Annotated in this window: 10 protein-coding genes and 1 pseudogene; 2 read left to right on the top strand and 9 right to left on the bottom strand. The window is 69.4% G+C overall.

Translation table 11 applies throughout. The features are described from left to right. Positions 1 to 28: 28 nt before the first annotated feature. From HR086_RS02520 to HR086_RS02500, 5 genes are all read right to left on the bottom strand, one after another. Positions 29 to 1,300 carry an FAD/NAD(P)-binding oxidoreductase gene (locus HR086_RS02520; RefSeq protein ID WP_174455930.1) on the bottom strand — a complete coding sequence of 424 codons (1,272 nt, stop codon included), beginning with the start codon at positions 1,298 to 1,300 and terminating at the stop codon, positions 29 to 31. 159 nt (positions 1,301 to 1,459) lie between these two features. Next, positions 1,460 to 2,035: a hypothetical protein gene (locus HR086_RS02515; RefSeq protein ID WP_174464747.1), complete on the bottom strand. Its 576-nt coding sequence runs from the start codon at positions 2,033 to 2,035 to the stop codon at positions 1,460 to 1,462. A 108-nt stretch (positions 2,036 to 2,143) separates the two neighbouring features. Continuing rightward, complete coding sequence (locus tag HR086_RS02510; protein ID WP_174464746.1) at positions 2,144 to 2,716, bottom strand: hypothetical protein; 573 nt, start codon at positions 2,714 to 2,716, stop codon at positions 2,144 to 2,146. A gap of 165 nt (positions 2,717 to 2,881) precedes the next feature. Continuing rightward, entirely contained in the window at positions 2,882 to 5,602 is a 2,721-nt protein-coding gene (locus tag HR086_RS02505; protein WP_174464745.1) for an AsmA family protein, read from the bottom strand. A 348-nt stretch (positions 5,603 to 5,950) separates the two neighbouring features. Then, on the bottom strand, positions 5,951 to 7,555 hold the full coding sequence (locus tag HR086_RS02500; RefSeq protein ID WP_174464744.1) for a hypothetical protein: 1,605 nt from the start codon (positions 7,553 to 7,555) through the stop codon (positions 5,951 to 5,953). A 337-nt stretch (positions 7,556 to 7,892) separates the two neighbouring features. Here HR086_RS02500 and HR086_RS02495 point away from each other — a divergent pair, with 337 nt between their 5' ends. Beyond that, on the top strand, positions 7,893 to 9,581 hold the full coding sequence (locus tag HR086_RS02495; RefSeq protein ID WP_254613992.1) for a DUF885 domain-containing protein: 1,689 nt from the start codon (positions 7,893 to 7,895) through the stop codon (positions 9,579 to 9,581). 21 nt (positions 9,582 to 9,602) lie between these two features. Here the strand turns inward: HR086_RS02495 and HR086_RS02490 are convergent, their stop codons facing one another. Further along, a complete protein-coding gene (locus HR086_RS02490; protein ID WP_254613991.1) occupies positions 9,603 to 10,061 on the bottom strand; it encodes a fibril protein in 459 nt (152 codons plus the stop codon). A gap of 348 nt (positions 10,062 to 10,409) precedes the next feature. Between HR086_RS02490 and HR086_RS02485 the strand changes: the two genes are divergently transcribed. Next, complete coding sequence (locus HR086_RS02485; protein ID WP_174464743.1) at positions 10,410 to 10,838, top strand: hypothetical protein; 429 nt, start codon at positions 10,410 to 10,412, stop codon at positions 10,836 to 10,838. Positions 10,839 to 10,850: 12 nt separating this feature from the next. Here HR086_RS02485 and HR086_RS02480 read toward each other — a convergent pair whose 3' ends face one another. From HR086_RS02480 to HR086_RS02470, 3 genes and pseudogenes are all read right to left on the bottom strand, one after another. Next, positions 10,851 to 13,427, bottom strand: coding sequence for a carbohydrate binding family 9 domain-containing protein (locus HR086_RS02480; RefSeq protein WP_174464742.1), 2,577 nt, complete (start codon positions 13,425 to 13,427; stop codon positions 10,851 to 10,853). A 93-nt stretch (positions 13,428 to 13,520) separates the two neighbouring features. Next, on the bottom strand, positions 13,521 to 14,690 hold the full coding sequence (locus HR086_RS02475; RefSeq protein ID WP_254626148.1) for a 4-hydroxy-3-methylbut-2-enyl diphosphate reductase: 1,170 nt from the start codon (positions 14,688 to 14,690) through the stop codon (positions 13,521 to 13,523). A 160-nt stretch (positions 14,691 to 14,850) separates the two neighbouring features. After that, positions 14,851 to 15,693, bottom strand: a pseudogene (locus HR086_RS02470) (peptidase M56); the annotation flags it as partial.

Here is a 15,693-nt window from a genome sequence, read left to right as displayed (position 1 = left end):
GTGCGCGGCGGCTCGCACCTGGCCCGGCTCAGGCCCGGCCGCGCATCATCAACTTCCAGTACAACTGGGGCAGGCCGTACTTCTTCATCAGCCACATGTCCCGCCGCTCCTGGAGCGTGTCGATGAGGGGGAAGCTGGGCGTGGGCTTGCCGTCGTAGTCGAACTCGGCCAGCAGCAGCTTGCCGTAGCCCGTGGTGAGGGGACAGGACGCGTAGCCGTCATACCGCGCGGTGGGGATGCGGCCGGCCATGACGGCCCGGAGGTTCTCGACGAGCACGGGCGCCTGCTTGCGGATGGCCGCGCCCGTGCGGCTGGTGGGCAGGTCGGAGGCGTCTCCGAGCGCGAAGACGTTGGGGAAGCCCGGGTGCTGGAGCGTGTGCTTGTCCGCGCGCACCCAGCCGACACACGCGCCGTCGCGCGATGACAGCGGGCTGTTCTTGATGAAGTCCGGCGCGCTCTGGGGCGGGGTGACGTGGAGCAGGTCGTAGCGAAGGGTGACGCGGTTCTTCTGCCCGTCCCGAGTCGTCTCGAAGGTGGCCTCGCGGCGGGCGCCGTCCACCGCGACCAGATTGTGTTCGAAGTGGGTGTGGATGCCGTAGCGCTTCACCACGTCTTCCAGCACGCGGGCATAGGGCTGCACGCCGAAGATGGTTTTGGCGCCCGAGCCGAACACCACCTCCGAGCGCTCCATCACCCCCGTGCGGCGGAAGTGGTCGGCGGCCAGGTACATGATTTTCTGCGGCGCGCCCGCGCACTTCACGGGCGTTGCCGGGTGGGTGAAGAGGGCGGTGCCTCCCTGGAAGCGCTGGAGCATGCGCCACGTCTTGGGGGCGAGCTTCACGTCGTAGTTGCTGCTGACGTGTTCGGTCTCCAGCGCGTCGCGAAGGCCGGCCACCTTGTCCCAGTCGAGCTGGATGCCGGGCGCGACGACGAGGAAGTCGTAGCCCACGCGCAGCCCGCCCCGGGTGCGCACTTCGCGGCGGACGGGGTCGACCTCCTCGGCGGCGTCCTTCAGCCACTTCACGCCCCGGGGGATGAAGTCGGCCTCATCGCGCACGGTGTCCTCGATGCGCGCTTCACCCGCGCCCACCAGCGTCCAGAGCGGCTGGTAGTAGTGCCGCTCGGAGGGCTCCAGAATCGCGACGCCCTTCTGACCCAGCCGAGCCAGGCGCGCCGCCACGCAGATGCCGGCCGTGCCTCCGCCGATGATGAGGATTCGGTGGCGCTCGCTTACCGGAGCCACGTGGGGCATGGGCGTGGTCGCCGGGTCCGTGCAGCCGCAGTCCTCGCTCGGGTTCATCGCGCGCTCGCTTCCTGTCTGACGTGGGACGTCGACAGGGGGCATTAGCAGGGCGCGTGCCACCATCGTCCCCGAGGGCGACACGGGTGTCGCTCGGGGACGAGAGCTGTTTCACATCGTTTCAGGGCGTTTCATGAAACAGGGGCCTGGGGATGTGCCTCAGAGCAGTCCGAGGAGGGTGATGGTCATCGGCCCGGAGATGCTCGTGAGTCCCTCGGGAGAGTCACAGGCGGCGAGGTCGGTCGCGAGCAGGGTGACGGTGCGCACGAAGGTCGCTCCCACGAACTTGCCGGAGAGGACCGTTCCGGTCTGCGTGACGACGATGGCGTTGCCATTGACGGCCGTGGTGGTCTGCGTCTGCCGCACCGTCGAACTCTCCCCGGTGTTCCAGGTGAGCAGCGTGGTTCCAGAGCTGATGTCGAGCAGGTCCGTGCAGGAGTAGCCCTTCATGAGGAATGAGACAAACGACGTCGCGGACGTCACGCTGGAGCCCAGCAGGGAGTAGCAATTGCTCGCCTGCCCAGTGGACGTGAAGACGACATCCTGAGGCTGGGTCCGCAGCGGCGGCGAATACGTGACGTGGGTGGCTCCAACGGGACAGGTGACGAGCGTCAGCAACCGCTGCTCCGCCTGACCCACCTCTTCCGGTACCGCGGGCGACGACTCCGGTCCGCCACATGCTAGGAGCCCGAGTCCCACCGCCGCGAGTACCCACATCGACTTCATCGAAAACATGGCGCTACCTCCTGGGTGATGGTGGGAAGCGATGCTGCGGCAATGCGCTGCCCTTGGGACGCGTTCGTTGGATGCACTGGCATGAGTCGTTCGTATCGTTCGCGCGGCTTAGAGCAGCCCGAGAATCGTCAGCGTCACCGGGCCGGAGATGCTCGCGAGTCCCGTGTCGGAATCACACGCGGCGAGGTCCGACGCGAGCAGGGTGGTGGTGCGCACGAGGGTGGCTCCCTCGAACTTTCCGGAGAGGACCGTCCCAATCTGGAGGATGACCAGGGTGGCCCCTTGGACGTTCGTCGACACCTGCGTCTGCCGGAACGTCGAGGTCTCCCCTGTGTTCCAGGTGACCTGCGAGGTCACCGGCAGGATGCCCACCAGGGTGTCGCAGGAATAGTCCTGCCTGACGAACAGGGAGGAGGACACCCCGGACGTCACTCCGCCGAAGAGCGAGATGCAGTTGCTCCACTGATTCGCGGTCGAGATGGTGACATCCTGTGGTGTGCGCTTCAGGGGCGGTGAGTACTGCGTCTGACTCGTCCCGATGGGGCAGGAGACGAGCGTCAACAACCGCTGCTCCGACTGCCCCACCTCTGGCGGTACTGCGGGCGCCGACTCCGGCCCGCCACACCCCGCGAGCCCCACCGCCACGAGAACGACCCACGACTTCGACGAGAAACCCGACATGAGACCTCCCTTGCTGACAGGGAGCGTCTCCAGGCCCGACACTTGAGACAACGGCCCGGCTTCAGGCCGGGCTCATTGCAAACACTGTCATCGGACCAACGTACAACCAGACAGGCAATCCCGGACGCGAGCCAGGGAAGCTCCCTGGCCCGCACCGCGACGGGGCTACTTGCCGAAGATGCCGCGCAGGCGCTTCTTCGCCTCATCCTCGGCGCGCTTCTTCGCCTCGGCCTCCAGCCGCGACTTCTCCTCGGCGGCCTTGGCCTCCAGTTCCTTGCGCTTGGCCTCGGCGTCGGCGCGCAGCTTCTCCTCACCGCCTTCGATGACCTGCTGCACCTGCTCGCCGCGCTTGCCGCCAATGAGGTTGCCCGCGAGCGACGAGGCCGCCAGCTTCGCGAGCGTCGTCACCGCCGGCTTCACGTCCACGCCCGTCACTTCGGGCTTCCACGCCGGGCCCGTCAGCTTCAGGCCCACGGGGATATCCGAAGGCGGCGTCACCTTGCCCAGGGTCAGCGTCTTCACTGTCGACGGCGTCAGCGCCACCGAGCCGATGAGGTCCAGCGTGCCGTCAAGCTTGATGCCACCGTCGAAGCTCATCGCGGCTTCCGGCCGCGTCCAGGTGATGGGCTTGGACAACTGCGCGACGCCGTTCTTGATTTGAACGCCGAAGGGCAGGTTCTCACTCAGCGACGTCACCTCGCCGCTCTTGAGCGCCTTGGAGGCGAAGGGCAGGGCCTTGGCGAGCGGCTCGGAGACGGACGCCACCAGGTCCTTGCCCAGCAGCGTGCCGCCCAGGATGTTGCCGCTGATGCCGCCCAGCAGCGTCTCCTTGAGCTTCTCCGGCGTGTAGCCGATGCCCTTCACGTCCACGTTCCCGTTGAACGTCCCCGTCATCACCTTCTGCGGCGTGGCCTGGGCCAGCGCCTGCGCCACCTGCACGCCGTCCACCTTCACCTTCGCCTCGAAGGGCCGCTGCGCGGCGGCGGGGCCCAGACGAATCGTCGTCCCGTCCGCCGCCACCTTGCCGCCGAAGACGCCCGAGGAGAACTTCTCCACGGAGATGAGGTCGTCCGTCATCTTGATGACGCCCGTCACGTTGCTCAGGTCCATCTCGCTGTAGCGCAGCGCTCCCACCGCGAAGCGGATGTCACCCCGGTAGCCGTTGAAGCGCGCCGGGTCCTCGGGAGGAAGCTCCGCTGACTCCGGCGCCGGCACCGTGCCGCCGTTGCGCGCCGCCAGCTCCTTCTCGTCGAACAACAGCGCGTCCGCGTCCAGCTTGTTCGCCTTCACATCCGCGGAGAACGTCGTCGTCTGCTTCTTGCCCTGACCCGCGAGCGCGAAGGACGCGCTGCCCGTCACCGTGTCCTCCAGGACGTGCGCGGTCATCTTCGGCACCTCCACCTTCATGCCGGCGCCGCCCTTGCCGGGCGCGTAGGTGCCGGCGACGGCGAAGTCCATCCGCTGGCCGGGCGACTTGTCCACCAGCAGGCCGGGCCGCAGGTCCACGCCAGACAGGTCCGCGTTCGCGTCGAACTTCAGCGCACCGCCGCTGGCCGCCGCACCCGCCACGCGCGCGGTGAGCTTCATGGCGCCGCCCGCGTTCTTCGTGAGCTGCGCCGGCACGCGCAGGCGCACTGGCGTCAGGTCCACGTCCACGTTGATGGCCTGCGCGTCCTGCGTGCCACTGCCGCGCACCTCCAGGCCGATGGGGCCGGCAATCATGCCGTTCAACTGCTTCTTCAGCGGCGGGTAGTACTCGGCGAGCACGGCGGGGTCCAGGTTGCGGCCCACCAGCTCGAAGCCCTGCACCGACGGCTTCTCCGACAGCAGGCCCTTCACCTGGCCCTTGCCGGTGATGTTCGCGGGGCCCAGGTCCAGCTTCAGCTTGTCGAGCGACAGGTCGCCGGTGGCGAGGTCACCCGCGACGTCCGTGTCGAGCACCACGTCCAGCGCCTTGCCACCCTCGGAGCCCGCGAAGCGCAGGCCCAGCGCGGAGATGACACCCACGAGCCGCGTGGGGCCCTTGCCCCCGGGCACCGCGCCGCCCAGCTCCGCCTTCCAGTCCGCGTCCACCGTGCCGGCCTGGAGGCCCACGTCGGGAGGCAGGAAGGGACCCAGCGGAGACAGGTCGATTTTCTGCGCCTTGAGCGTCACGCGCTCCGGCGTGGGAATCAGCGTGGGAGGCAGCGGCGCGGCGTGCAGCGACAGTTGGAGGTTCTGCTTGTCCGCGAGCACCGCGGCGGCCAGGTCCACCACCAGCGGCTTGCCGGCGCGCAGGTCCTTCACCTCGATGTCCAGGTCCTTCACCGCCAGCTCCCGCGCGGCCTGTCCCCCTGCACGGTCCACGAAGCGGATGGTGCCGTCGGTGAGCGCGGCGCGCTCGACATGGACACCGGAGAGGTCCGTGGGCTGCGACTCGTCCTCGGACGGCTTCTCTTCCTCCTTCGGGCTCTGCTCCTCCAGCCGCTGCAGCAGGCGCTGCACGTTGGTGGTGCCGTCGGCCAGCCGCACCACGTTGACGGTGAGGCCGGACAGCTCGGCGTTCTTCACCTGGATGTCCTTGCCTCGCGAGGACAACAGGGGGCCGGCCGCGACGCTGATGTCCAGCGAGGCCATCTGCGCGAGCGGCAGCTCCTCACCCTCGGCGGCGCCGATGGAGACGTTCTCCACCTCCACGCCCACGGTGGGGAAGAGCTGGGTGGAGATGTCCCCGATTTCAATCGGGCGACCCAGCTTCTGCGAATACGTGGCGGCCTGCTCGCGCGCTGTCTTCAGCAGGATGGCGTCGAGCCGCCAGAGGACCCCGAGCACGACGACGACGAGGAGCGCGAAGACTCCTCCGAGCACGTAGGGCCAGCGGCGCTTCTTCTTCACGACGTCAGACATTGCTTGGTACCTCCTCCAGCGAGCGGGCCCCGGGGCTCGGCCCGGCGCGGGGCCAGGACCGCGGTGAGACGCTTAGCCCAGCCAGGACCTTGCCGCACGCGTCAGGCGCAAGAACCCCCCTGCATGCGGCGGAAGACCTCATCGCATCCCGGGACGGGCGAGGGGCGTGGAAATGCACGCGACCCGCGCGGTGGGGTCGTCCGGCCGTCCCAGGGGCGAGAAACGGAGGCGCCAGCCGGCCCTCTGGCGCCTCCATCCACCCAACACGCTCCATGTGCGCACGGAGCAGGCGAGAGGGAAGGGGCTTTCACCTCCGTGGTCGCTATCAACCCCCGGAAAACGCGCGGCTCAGGGGCCGCTCGGAGAGGGAGCGGCGGAGGTATTCCCGGGTGGGCTCGTGGGTTTCACGGAGGGATTCACCGCGGGCTCCCACTTCACGGGGCCCAGGGGCACGGTCTTCTCGGGCTTGGGGTCGGCCCACGCGGGGGAGGCATGCGTGTAGCGCAGCGCTCCGCCCCGCGTGTCGATGGCCAGGGGCGCTTCGGTGACGGGACCCAGCACCTGGCCGGTGCCCAGGTCCATCAGCCATCCCATGTAGAGCACTCGCTCTCCCGCCCTCTCCTGGAAGTCTCCACTGGCCTCGCCGACCAGACGCTTCTCGCCGGTGTCCGCGTTCCACAGCCACAGTCGAGGCCTCCCACGCTCTCCGCCGTCTCCCGTGGGGTCCTCCCGCAGCAGCGCATGGGAACCCTGTGCATGAACCCAGGTGCTGGCGGGGATGGGAGGGGGCACGAGCGTGTGGCGCTCCATGTCCAGGATGAAGACGGCGTAGGTGCGCTCGGTGTCCTTGCTGGTGAGGACGAAGGTGGGCAGCAGTCGAGGACGCTCTTCGTTGGAGGACCTCCTCACCGGTGCGTACGGCGACACCTCGCGCTCCAGGGACAGGTGCAGCTCGGGGCCGTGCAGCTCCAGCGTCGTCCCCAACGGGTCCCTCGTCTTGCAGCCGACGACGAGCAGTCGACGGGGCTCGTCCACGGCGTACAGCCGGGCCCGGCAGCTCTCGGGCACCCACGTCTGCTGGTTGCCCCGCGCGTCCTCGAAGGCGATGGCGCCATGCGGCAGGGTGCGAAGCAGGCCGTCACCCAGCGGCTGGAGGATGTCCCTGCCCTCGACGAGCGTGCCGCCGTCCACGCGCAGGAAGCGGCGCACGGGACTGTCGCCCTTCCGCTCGCCCTGGGAGGCGGAGCTGACCGGTCCCCGGCATCGCGCCGGAGCGAGGGACGTCTGTTGATGAGGCCAGGTCAGCGTGCCGTCCTCGTCGGTGTCCTGCGCCACCACGTCGAAGACGGCCCAGAGTCCGTTCTCATGCAGCCTCGCCTGTCCGAGCAACCCCGGGCCCGCGTCCAGCACGCGCTCCTCGCCACGCGCGACGTCCCGCAGCACCGCGACCTTCTTCCCAGCCTCGGTCTTCAGATAGAGCAGGCGCTGGCCGTCGCGCGAGAAGCTGGCGCGCACGGGCGGCTGGGACGCGTTCGTGCCCACGTCGTCGGCGGTCCAGGGCGCGAGCACCTGCTCCGTGCCCGTCACGGTGTCGAGGAGTCGGAGCGCGCCCTCGCGCACCAGGACGATGTGTCGTGCCAGGGAGTCCACGGCGAGCACGTCGTCGACGGCGAGGCCCGCTCCAGGCTCCCGGAAGAGATACAGCCGCGCCTCGTCACCGCCGAGCTGTCCATGGCTGCCCACCTTGACCGCGATGGTTCCATCCTTGTTGGTGTCCTCGCGCGCCTGACACGCGAGCAGCCACCGGCCATCGGGCGCCGCGGCCTGGAGGAGGAAGGGGTGCGGAGTTCCGTACTCCGCTGGAGGAGGTGGGGTGCTCGGGAGGTGCCCACGCGAGGCACACGCACTGGACAGCCACACCAGGGACCACAGGACACAGGCGCGCGGAGTCATGTCGTCCCAGCCTGCGTCACGTCGTCATGGGTGAGCAAGCAGGCGTTGTGCGCGCGTCATGAGCGTCCGACTCAGGACGGACCCACGGGGGCCTTCGCGCAACGGTGAGTCAGCGCACGTCAAGGGTGTCCTCCGGGGCGACCCGACGGGTTGAGCGCACGACGGCGTCTTGCGAGCGCGCTTGTTTCCGCCTACCCCTTGCCCACACGAGTGCCGAGACTTCGGCCCGTCATCCTTGAAGAGAGCCCTCATGCGCATTCGTGTCGCAGTCATTTTGCTGGCCAGTCTCTCCGCGTGCGCGTCGCGCTCGAAGGACGGGTCGGAGTCCTCCTCCTCCTTGCCAACGCCCTCTCGCGCCGCCACCGCTTCCTACTCGCACTTCATCCGCGAGTATCTGGACTGGTTCTCCGCGGCCAACCCCGTGCGCGCGACGCGGCTGGGCTTCCACGCGCACGACGCGCACCTGCAGGACGTCTCCAAGGAAGCGCTGCAACGCAAGGCGGAGGCGCTGCGCGGCTGGCTCACCCGGCTGGAGCAGGTGAACTGCTCCGCGCTCTCCGGTGACGACGCCGTCGACGGCGTGGTGCTGCAGAACGCCATTCGCGCGGAGCTGCTGGAGCTGGAGGAGGAGCGCATCTGGGAGAAGAACCCCGGCGCCTACGTGGGCCTCGTCTCCGGGGGGCTGTCGAGTTTGTCCTCGCGAGACTTCGCGCCGCTGAACGAGCGGATGCGGGACATGCGCTCGCGCATGGCGCGCATCCCTCAAGTCCTGGAGGCGGCGAAGGCGAACCTCACGGGTGTGCCCCGGCTGTGGGCGGAGCAGGCCATCCGCGATGCGCGCGGCACGCAGGTGTACCTGCGCTTGGACCTGCCGCGCGCCCTGGAGGCCCAGGGCCTGGACAAGGTGCCTCCGGCGGAGCGCGAGGCCTTCCACGCCGCGCGCGCGGACGCCCTGCGGCAGATGGAGGGCTTCACCGAGTGGCTGGAGGAGGAGCTGCTGCCCCAGGCCAACGGCGACTTCCGGCTGGGCCGCGAGTTGTTCGAGAAGAAGCTGGCGCTGGAGGAGCACATCTCGCTGAGCGCGGACCAGCTTCGCGACATCAACGAGCGGGCCATCCGTGAGTACAAGGCGTGGGTGGCGCGCGAGACGGCGAAGGTGGACCCATCGAAGACGCCGGAGCAGGTGATGGCGGTCCTGGTGAAGGACCACCCCACCTCCGAGGAGCTGATTCCCCTGGCGCGCACCCAGCTGGTGGAGTTGCAGCGCTTCGTGCGCGAGAAGGACATCCTCACGCTGCCCTCGGACGCGCTGCCGTCCGTGCGCGAGACGCCGCCGTACGAGCGGCTGGGCTTCGCGTCCATGGACACGCCGGGCCCCTTCGAGAGCAAGGCCAAGGAGGCGTACTACAACATCACCAACGTGGAGGCGGAGTGGTCCACCGAGGAGAAGTCGCAGCACCTGACGTACTTCAACCGCGCGGGCCTGTTGGGCATCACCGTGCATGAGGCCATGCCGGGCCACTTCGTGCAGCTGCTCTACGGGTCCAAGATTCCCACGGACGTGCGCAAGGTCTTCACCCCCGCCTCCGTGGTGGAGGGCTGGGCCCACTACGCCGAGCAGATGATGGTGGACGAGGGCCTGGGGCAGGGTGACCCGTCGGTGCGCCTGGGCCAGTTGCGGCGCGCGCTCCAGCGGCACGCGCGGTGGTACGCGGCGCTGGCGCTGCACGTGTACAACGAGCCGGTGGACGTGGTGGCGAAGCGCTACGCGGAGATTGCGTACTTCGAGCCCTTCCCCGCGATGCGCGAGGTGGAGCGCGGCACGTCCAACCCCACGTACCTGTACTACGCGGCCGGCCGCATGCAGATCCTGAAGCTGCGCGAGGACTACCGGAAGCACCTGGAGGCGAGCGGGAAGAAGTTCGTCCTGAAGGACTTCCACGACCGCTTCCTGCAACTGGGCCTGCCCGTGTCGCTCGCGCGCAAGGTGCTCATCCCCAACGACGAGTCACCGTCGCTGGAGTGAGCACCCCGCGCGCGCGCCTGGCTACAGCTCGATGACGTCCGACGGAGTCGTCGGCGTCTCGCGGGACGTCAGCCCCTCGATGGTGAAGCCCCGGGGCGCGCGGATGGCGGCCCCGTGGTTCGGGTCGATGAACAGGCGCACGGGGAGCTCCAGCCCCTCGTAGCCCACCTCGAACACCTCCAGCCCCGCGTACTCGAGCGAGGGCGTGGGGCCGGTGTCACAACACGGGCCCAGACGCTTCCACGCCACGCGCTGACCCTGGGGGCCGCGCAGCAGCTCGAAGAAGGCCATGACGCCCGGGTTGCCCCAGCCCACGCGCACCGGGTCCTCCGCGCGGTAGCCGTAGGTGCCGCCCTCCTCCTGGAGGCCCACCACCGGAGGCGCCTCCTCGCGGGGGGCCCTCACCACGGCCGGATTCGACGAGGCACACGCCGACAGTGCCATCAGCAGTCCGAGACAGGCGATTCGAAGCGAAACCATTGCACCCTCCTCCTCCACGCCACCCGCGGCGAAACTGGGACCTGCCTTTCTCGCGTGCACGCACTCGCCTGCCCGAGTCGTTCGCCAGCCGACGCTCCCAAGCCCTCGCGGCGGGCCCCCGCCTGCCCGTGCCTCTAGGACCGCCGTGCGCGCGTCTTTTCAGAACCGCGCATTTGCGCGTCGCGACCCCCGGAAGCGCCGTCCCGAGTGCCCGGGCTTTTCGCCCCGCGACACCGGCTCCCGGCTGGAATTGACAGCCCGGGGTGGCACGCCGAGCGTGGGTGCGTGCGCCTGTCTCCACGCCCATGTCGCGCCAGGTGGCCTCGGCTCTCGGGGCCGGGCCGCCGTGTGCTCGTGTGGGGGCTGGCGGCGGGGCTCGTGGGCTTGTCCGCGTGCCAGACGCGCAAGAAGGAGACCTGTGCCTCCGTGCAGGCCCTGGTGCTGGAGGAGCTGCGCGTGACGGATGGCTTCCGAGACAGACAGCACAACTCCCACTCGCTGGCCTTGAACGCGAGCCAGCTCGAGGAGCTGTCCTCGCGGGTGAAGTCCCTGGAGGTTCGTGACGCCGAGCTGCGCGAGGCCGTGCGGCGCTACGGCGCGGACCTGGATGTCCTCGCGCGCGCCTATGCGCACCATGCCCGTGCGCGTGCGCGGCCGGCGCTGGAGCCCGCCGAGTCGGATGACGGGCACGTGGGGCCTGGCCTCTCGCTGGCCACGCATGAGGGCGTGGTGAACGAGGCGCGCTCCGCCGTCTCGCGCCTGTGCGCCCTGCCGTGAGGCCCCGTCACCTCACACGCCCCAGTAGTAGCTCCACTTGAGCATCACCGCGTCGTTGGCCGGACCCGCCAGCAACTGTCGCGGACGCAGCGTCGCGGAGGGCCGCTCACCTTCGGGCTCCGGCAGCCCCTGCTGCGAGCGTGAGTAGATGAGGAAGAGCGTGGAGCCCAGTTGGTACTCCCACCGCGCGACGACATTCACGTTCAGCGCGGTGTCGTAGAAGCTGCTGTCGTCGTCGTGCGCGACGGCGGTCAGCGAGTCGAGCCGGATGCGCGACCGCCGCGCGTCGGACGTCGCCGTGAAGAAGGGGCCGTAGGTGCCGTGCGCGGTGAAGAGCTGCGCGTAACCCTGCAAGGTGAGCCGGGGCGTCAGCACCCACTGCTGTCTCAGCGTGAGCGACAGGAAGCGCGAGTCCAGCGAGCCCAACAGGAAGCGGCCCTCGTCCAGCGTCTCCACGTAGCGCGGCCCATGGTCCGTCTTGTCGTTGCCCACGGAGAGCTCCGTCTGGAGCGAAGGGTGCGGCCTCGCGGACAAGGTGACCTCCCCGCCCCAGTCCCAGGCCGGAGCGCTCGGTCCTCCCTGGAAGCGGTGGCCGAGCGCGACGTACCCTTCCACCGACACCTTGCGGTTGGGGTTCGTCTCGCCGCTGAGGCTCACGAACATCCGGTCCGGTCGCTCCAGCGGGATGCCTGTGTTCGCCAGCTCCCGCACGTCGTAGCCGTTGAGGTCCAGGCCCGTCTCCACGCTCAGCGTGTCGAAGCTGGGCAGGGTGGCGCTCGCGTAGAGGTTGAACCAGGTGACCCGGTGCTCGCTCCGGTCATCCGCCGTCCACTTTCCACCGACGTGGGCATTGGCGAACAGCGCCTTGAACGGGCCCAGGCCATTGGGCCGCGCGTAGCGCAGCGAAGCTCGGGGGGCCACCTCGTTCTGCGAGCGCTGGAAGCCCGTGGCCACCAGCGACAGCTTCGGCGTGGCGACATCCACGCCGACCTCCGGACGCAGGCCCTCGCCACCGAAGCGTCCCGCGCGCAGGTAGCCGCCCACGCCCGAGTCCCCGGTTTGCAACCGGGTGCCATCCGCGAGCACCCGCTCCGGCGGGCCGCCATCCACGCGTGAGGCCACCATCATCCCGTACACGCCCCAGGTGCTGTCCGCCGTCTTCAGGTCGAAGTCGAGCGCGCCCGCGAGCCCGCCGCGTCCCCGACACGACGCCGGTTGCTGTGAGTCTTCCAGGGCCGCGTCCTCGGCGGTGCAGGTGCCCGACAGCGGGTTGGCCATGGCCACCGCGCCGCCCACGCGCGAGCCCGCGCCCACCTTCCCTCGTGCCACCGCCACCAGGTAGTGCGTCGTCGCGGAGGGCTCGTCCGGCAGCTCCAGCCCCGCGCCCAGGTGCAGCGGCCTGCGCCAGTCGAAGCGCAGGTTCCGGTCCGGGCTCGCCTCGTCGCGCGCCTGCCAGGGGCCGGTGACGAGCGCGTCCAGCACGCCCACCTGCACGCCGCCCACCGAGCCCGTCACCTTCGCCGCGCCGAGCAGCGGCGTATCCAGGCCGATGCGCCGCGAATAGAAGAGCGCCAGCGGCGCGCCGCCCACGTCCATGCCCACCGGTTGGAACAGCTCCATGCCCTGCGTGAAGAAGGGGCGCCGCTCCGGGAAGTACGCCTCGAAGGTGCTCAGGTTGAGCAGCAGCTCATCCGCCTCCACCTCGCCGAAGTCCGGATTGAACGTCGCCGCCAGCGCCAGTTGGCTGGTGAGCGCGGCGCGCACGTCCAGGCCCACGTCCATGGACGGGCTGAGCAGACGCGGCGCGGGCCGTGACGCGTCCGAGAACTGGGGCCGCGCCAGGCCCCGTGCCGCCAGGTACGGCATCAGCTCCCACCGCCCGCGCGGCTGGAGGTTCTCCAGGCCCGTCAGGTGTCCCAGCCGCGACACGTTGGCGTTGTGGTTGCGCGGGTTGTCCACCGACTCCAGCTCCTCGTTCTTGCGCGCGATGTCCCGCCGCACCGAGAAGCCCCACGTCTGCACCGGCGCCTCCGGGAAGCGCAGCAGCGAGAGGGGAATGGCGAACTCCGCCACCCAGCCGTCCTCCACGCCGTCCGAGGCGCCCGCCCAGATGCCGCTCCAGTCCTCCGTGTAGTAGCGGTCGTCGTAGTAGAGCCCGTCGCTCTGCACGCCGCCGGCGGTGACGGAGAAGCTGTACGCCGTGCGGTGGTCATGCGTCGGGTCGATGAGGACGTGAATCGTGTCCGAGTAAGGCGCGCTGTCCCGCCGCCCCAACCGCCGGTCGATGCGCGAAGGCTCCGAGTCGCGCGCCACCACGCCCACGTACAGCATGTCTCCGTCGTAGAGGATGCGCAGCTCCGTCTTCTCCGACGGCGTCCGGCCCGCCGCCGGATAGCGCTCCACGAAGCCGTCGAACACCGGCGCGCGCGCCCAGTCGTCCTCGTTCAGCTTCCCATCCACCTGAATCGAGCCCGTGGCCCGCGCCGCCTGGAGAAACTGCTCCTTCCCTGGCCCCTCCACCGCCGCGCTCGTCGCCAGACTCCACAGCGACACTCCGAGCGCGACGGCCCCTCTGATACCGGATGACATGACCCATTTCCCTCGTGTCCCGCGAAGCGGGGACACCGGGCTCCCTCGGTAAAGAACGTGAGTAGGCGGAGTTTCCTGAATGACCCTGGAGTGCTACTTGCCGCCCGCGTCGCCCTTGCCGCCGCGAGACATGGAACGCATGAACGTCTCGTCGATTCCATGGATGCGCAGGCGCACCAGCTCGTCCGGGGTGATGTTCTTGTAGCCCGCGTCGCGCAGCTTCTTCACGAAGTCGGACGTCACGCCGTGGATGCGGAAGGAGACCAGTTCTTCCTGCGTGATTTCCTTGAAGCCCAGCTCTCGCATCTCCTTCACGAAGGGCATGGTGACGCCGTGGATGCGCATGGCGACGAAGTCGTCCGAGTCCAGGTCCTTGAAGCCCAGCTCGCGCATCTCCTTCACGAAGGGCGTGGAGACGCCGTGGATGCGCATGGCGACCAGCTCGTCGGCGTCCAGGTCCTTGAAGCCCAGGCCGCGCATCTCCCGGGCGAACTCGGTGGTGATGCCGTGGATGCGGAAGGCGACGATTTTCTCGGCGTCCAGGCCGCCGTAGCCCATGGCGCGCACGTCGCGGATGTACTCCGCGGTGACGCCGTGGATGGACATGGCGAGCAGGTCCTCCCAGGACAGCTTGGGGAAGCCCGCCGAGGCCAGGTCCTTCACGCGCTGGGACGTGACGCCGTGGATGCGGCCCTGCACCAGCTGCTCCAGCGTCAGCTTCTCGTACCCCAGCTTCGCCAGCTCGCGGACGTACTCGGGTGACACGTTGAAGATGCCCACCGTGAGCAGCTGCTCCAGCGGGATGTCCTTGTAGCCGAGCGCCCCCAGCTCCTTCACCCGCTGGGTGGTGACGTTCGTCGCGGCGAGCTGGAACTGTTGAAGCTCGGTGAGCTTCGGGTAGCCGAGCGCGGCCATGGACTTCGCGTAGGTGTCGCTCGGCGCGAAGCGGTAGTGGCCCGCGCCGTCTCCGGCCTGGAAGGTGCCGGTGAAGGTGAAGACGCCGGCCTCGCGGGAGAGCGTGAAGGTGGCCGGGCCGTCCGCCGTGGGCAGGCCCTGGAAGGCCGCGCGGGGCTCGGAGAATCCCATCTGCCCGTTGCCGCCGTCCTCGTCGTCGGGGTGGATGAGGCTGATGTGGAAGTTCTCGGCGGACTTCTCCCGGGAGGAGGACGTCCAGGTGCCTCGCAGCTCCTTCGCGGCGGAGGCGGTGGTGGCCACCAGCAACAGGGCACAGCAGGTCAACAGCGACGACACGCGACGCATCATGGTGAGGCTCCTTCGGTTCTGGACGGAGCCCTGCCGTCCGGCGCGAGCCCGCGAGGGCGCGTCCGTGGGGAAGGGCGTGAGAGGGGAGAGGTGTCACGGGGCCGGGGAGCGAGCGATGCTCCCCGGGCCACTCGGTGACAGGTGTTTCGGTGTGACGGTGTTACTTGGAGTCGCGCAGGCGCCGGATGAAGTCGGCGTCCACGCCGCCGGCGCGCAGGCGCACCAGCTCATCGGGAGAGAGGTTCTTCAGGCCCGCGGCGTTCAGCTCGCGCAGGAAGTCCGGGGTGATGCCCAGGGCGCGCAGCTCGGTGAGCTCCTTCGGGTCCTTGGTCTCCACGCCGGCCGAGCGCATCTGCTCCATCCACTCCGGCGTGACACCCACCGCGCGCAGCTCCTGGAGGTCATTCACGGAGAGCTTGGGCAGGCCCATCTTGCCCAGCGCGCCGATGTACGCCGGGTCCACGCCCACCGCGCGCAGCTCGGAGATGTCCTCCAGCGACATGCCGGAGTAGCCCGCGGCCTTCAGTCCGCGCACGTACTCCGGGTCCACGCCCACCGCGCGCGCCTCCACCACGTCGTCCGGGTTCGTCGTGTCGAAGCCCGCGTCCTTGAGCGCCGCCACGTACTCCGGAGTGATTCCCAGGGCGCGCAGCTCCACGAGCGCGTTGGCCTCCAGCTTGCGGCCGAAGCTCGCGGTCATCTGCTTCATGTACTCGGAGGTGACGCCCATGTGGCCCATCTCGACGAGGTTGGCGACGGTGGGCTCGTAGCCCATCGACTCCAGCTCCCGCACCCGCTCCGGCGTCACGCCCGCCGTCTTCAGCGCCACCAACTGGTCGACGGAGAGCGACTGACCGGCGCCCACCTTCGTGCGCTCGTCGAGGTCCGAGTCCTCGTTGTCCTGGCGCGTGGACACCTTCACGTTGGGCGCCGCGGCCAGCTTCATCGGGAGGGCCACCTTGACGTCTCCGGGCGGCCTCGGCGCCGTGGGGAGGCGGGGGAG

The sequence above is a fragment of the Myxococcus sp. CA039A genome (assembly GCF_013336645.1).
Lineage (GTDB): Bacteria > Myxococcota > Myxococcia > Myxococcales > Myxococcaceae > Myxococcus > Myxococcus llanfairpwllgwyngyllgogerychwyrndrobwllllantysiliogogogochensis.
The sequence above is the reverse complement of the archived record's forward strand: the minus strand, read 5'-3'. Positions and strand labels throughout refer to the sequence as shown.

Bases quoted from the DNA above. Each gene is read 5' to 3' on its own strand.
- HR086_RS02520 (WP_174455930.1), bottom strand. From the start codon at position 1,300: ATGAACCCGAGCGAGGACTGCGGCTGCACGGACCCGGCGACCACGCCC.
- HR086_RS02515 (WP_174464747.1), bottom strand. From the start codon at position 2,035: ATGTTTTCGATGAAGTCGATGTGGGTACTCGCGGCGGTGGGACTCGGG.
- HR086_RS02510 (WP_174464746.1), bottom strand. From the start codon at position 2,716: ATGTCGGGTTTCTCGTCGAAGTCGTGGGTCGTTCTCGTGGCGGTGGGG.
- HR086_RS02505 (WP_174464745.1), bottom strand. From the start codon at position 5,602: ATGTCTGACGTCGTGAAGAAGAAGCGCCGCTGGCCCTACGTGCTCGGA.
- HR086_RS02500 (WP_174464744.1), bottom strand. From the start codon at position 7,555: ATGACTCCGCGCGCCTGTGTCCTGTGGTCCCTGGTGTGGCTGTCCAGT.
- HR086_RS02490 (WP_254613991.1), bottom strand. From the start codon at position 10,061: ATGGTTTCGCTTCGAATCGCCTGTCTCGGACTGCTGATGGCACTGTCG.
- HR086_RS02480 (WP_174464742.1), bottom strand. From the start codon at position 13,427: ATGTCATCCGGTATCAGAGGGGCCGTCGCGCTCGGAGTGTCGCTGTGG.
- HR086_RS02475 (WP_254626148.1), bottom strand. From the start codon at position 14,690: ATGATGCGTCGCGTGTCGTCGCTGTTGACCTGCTGTGCCCTGTTGCTG.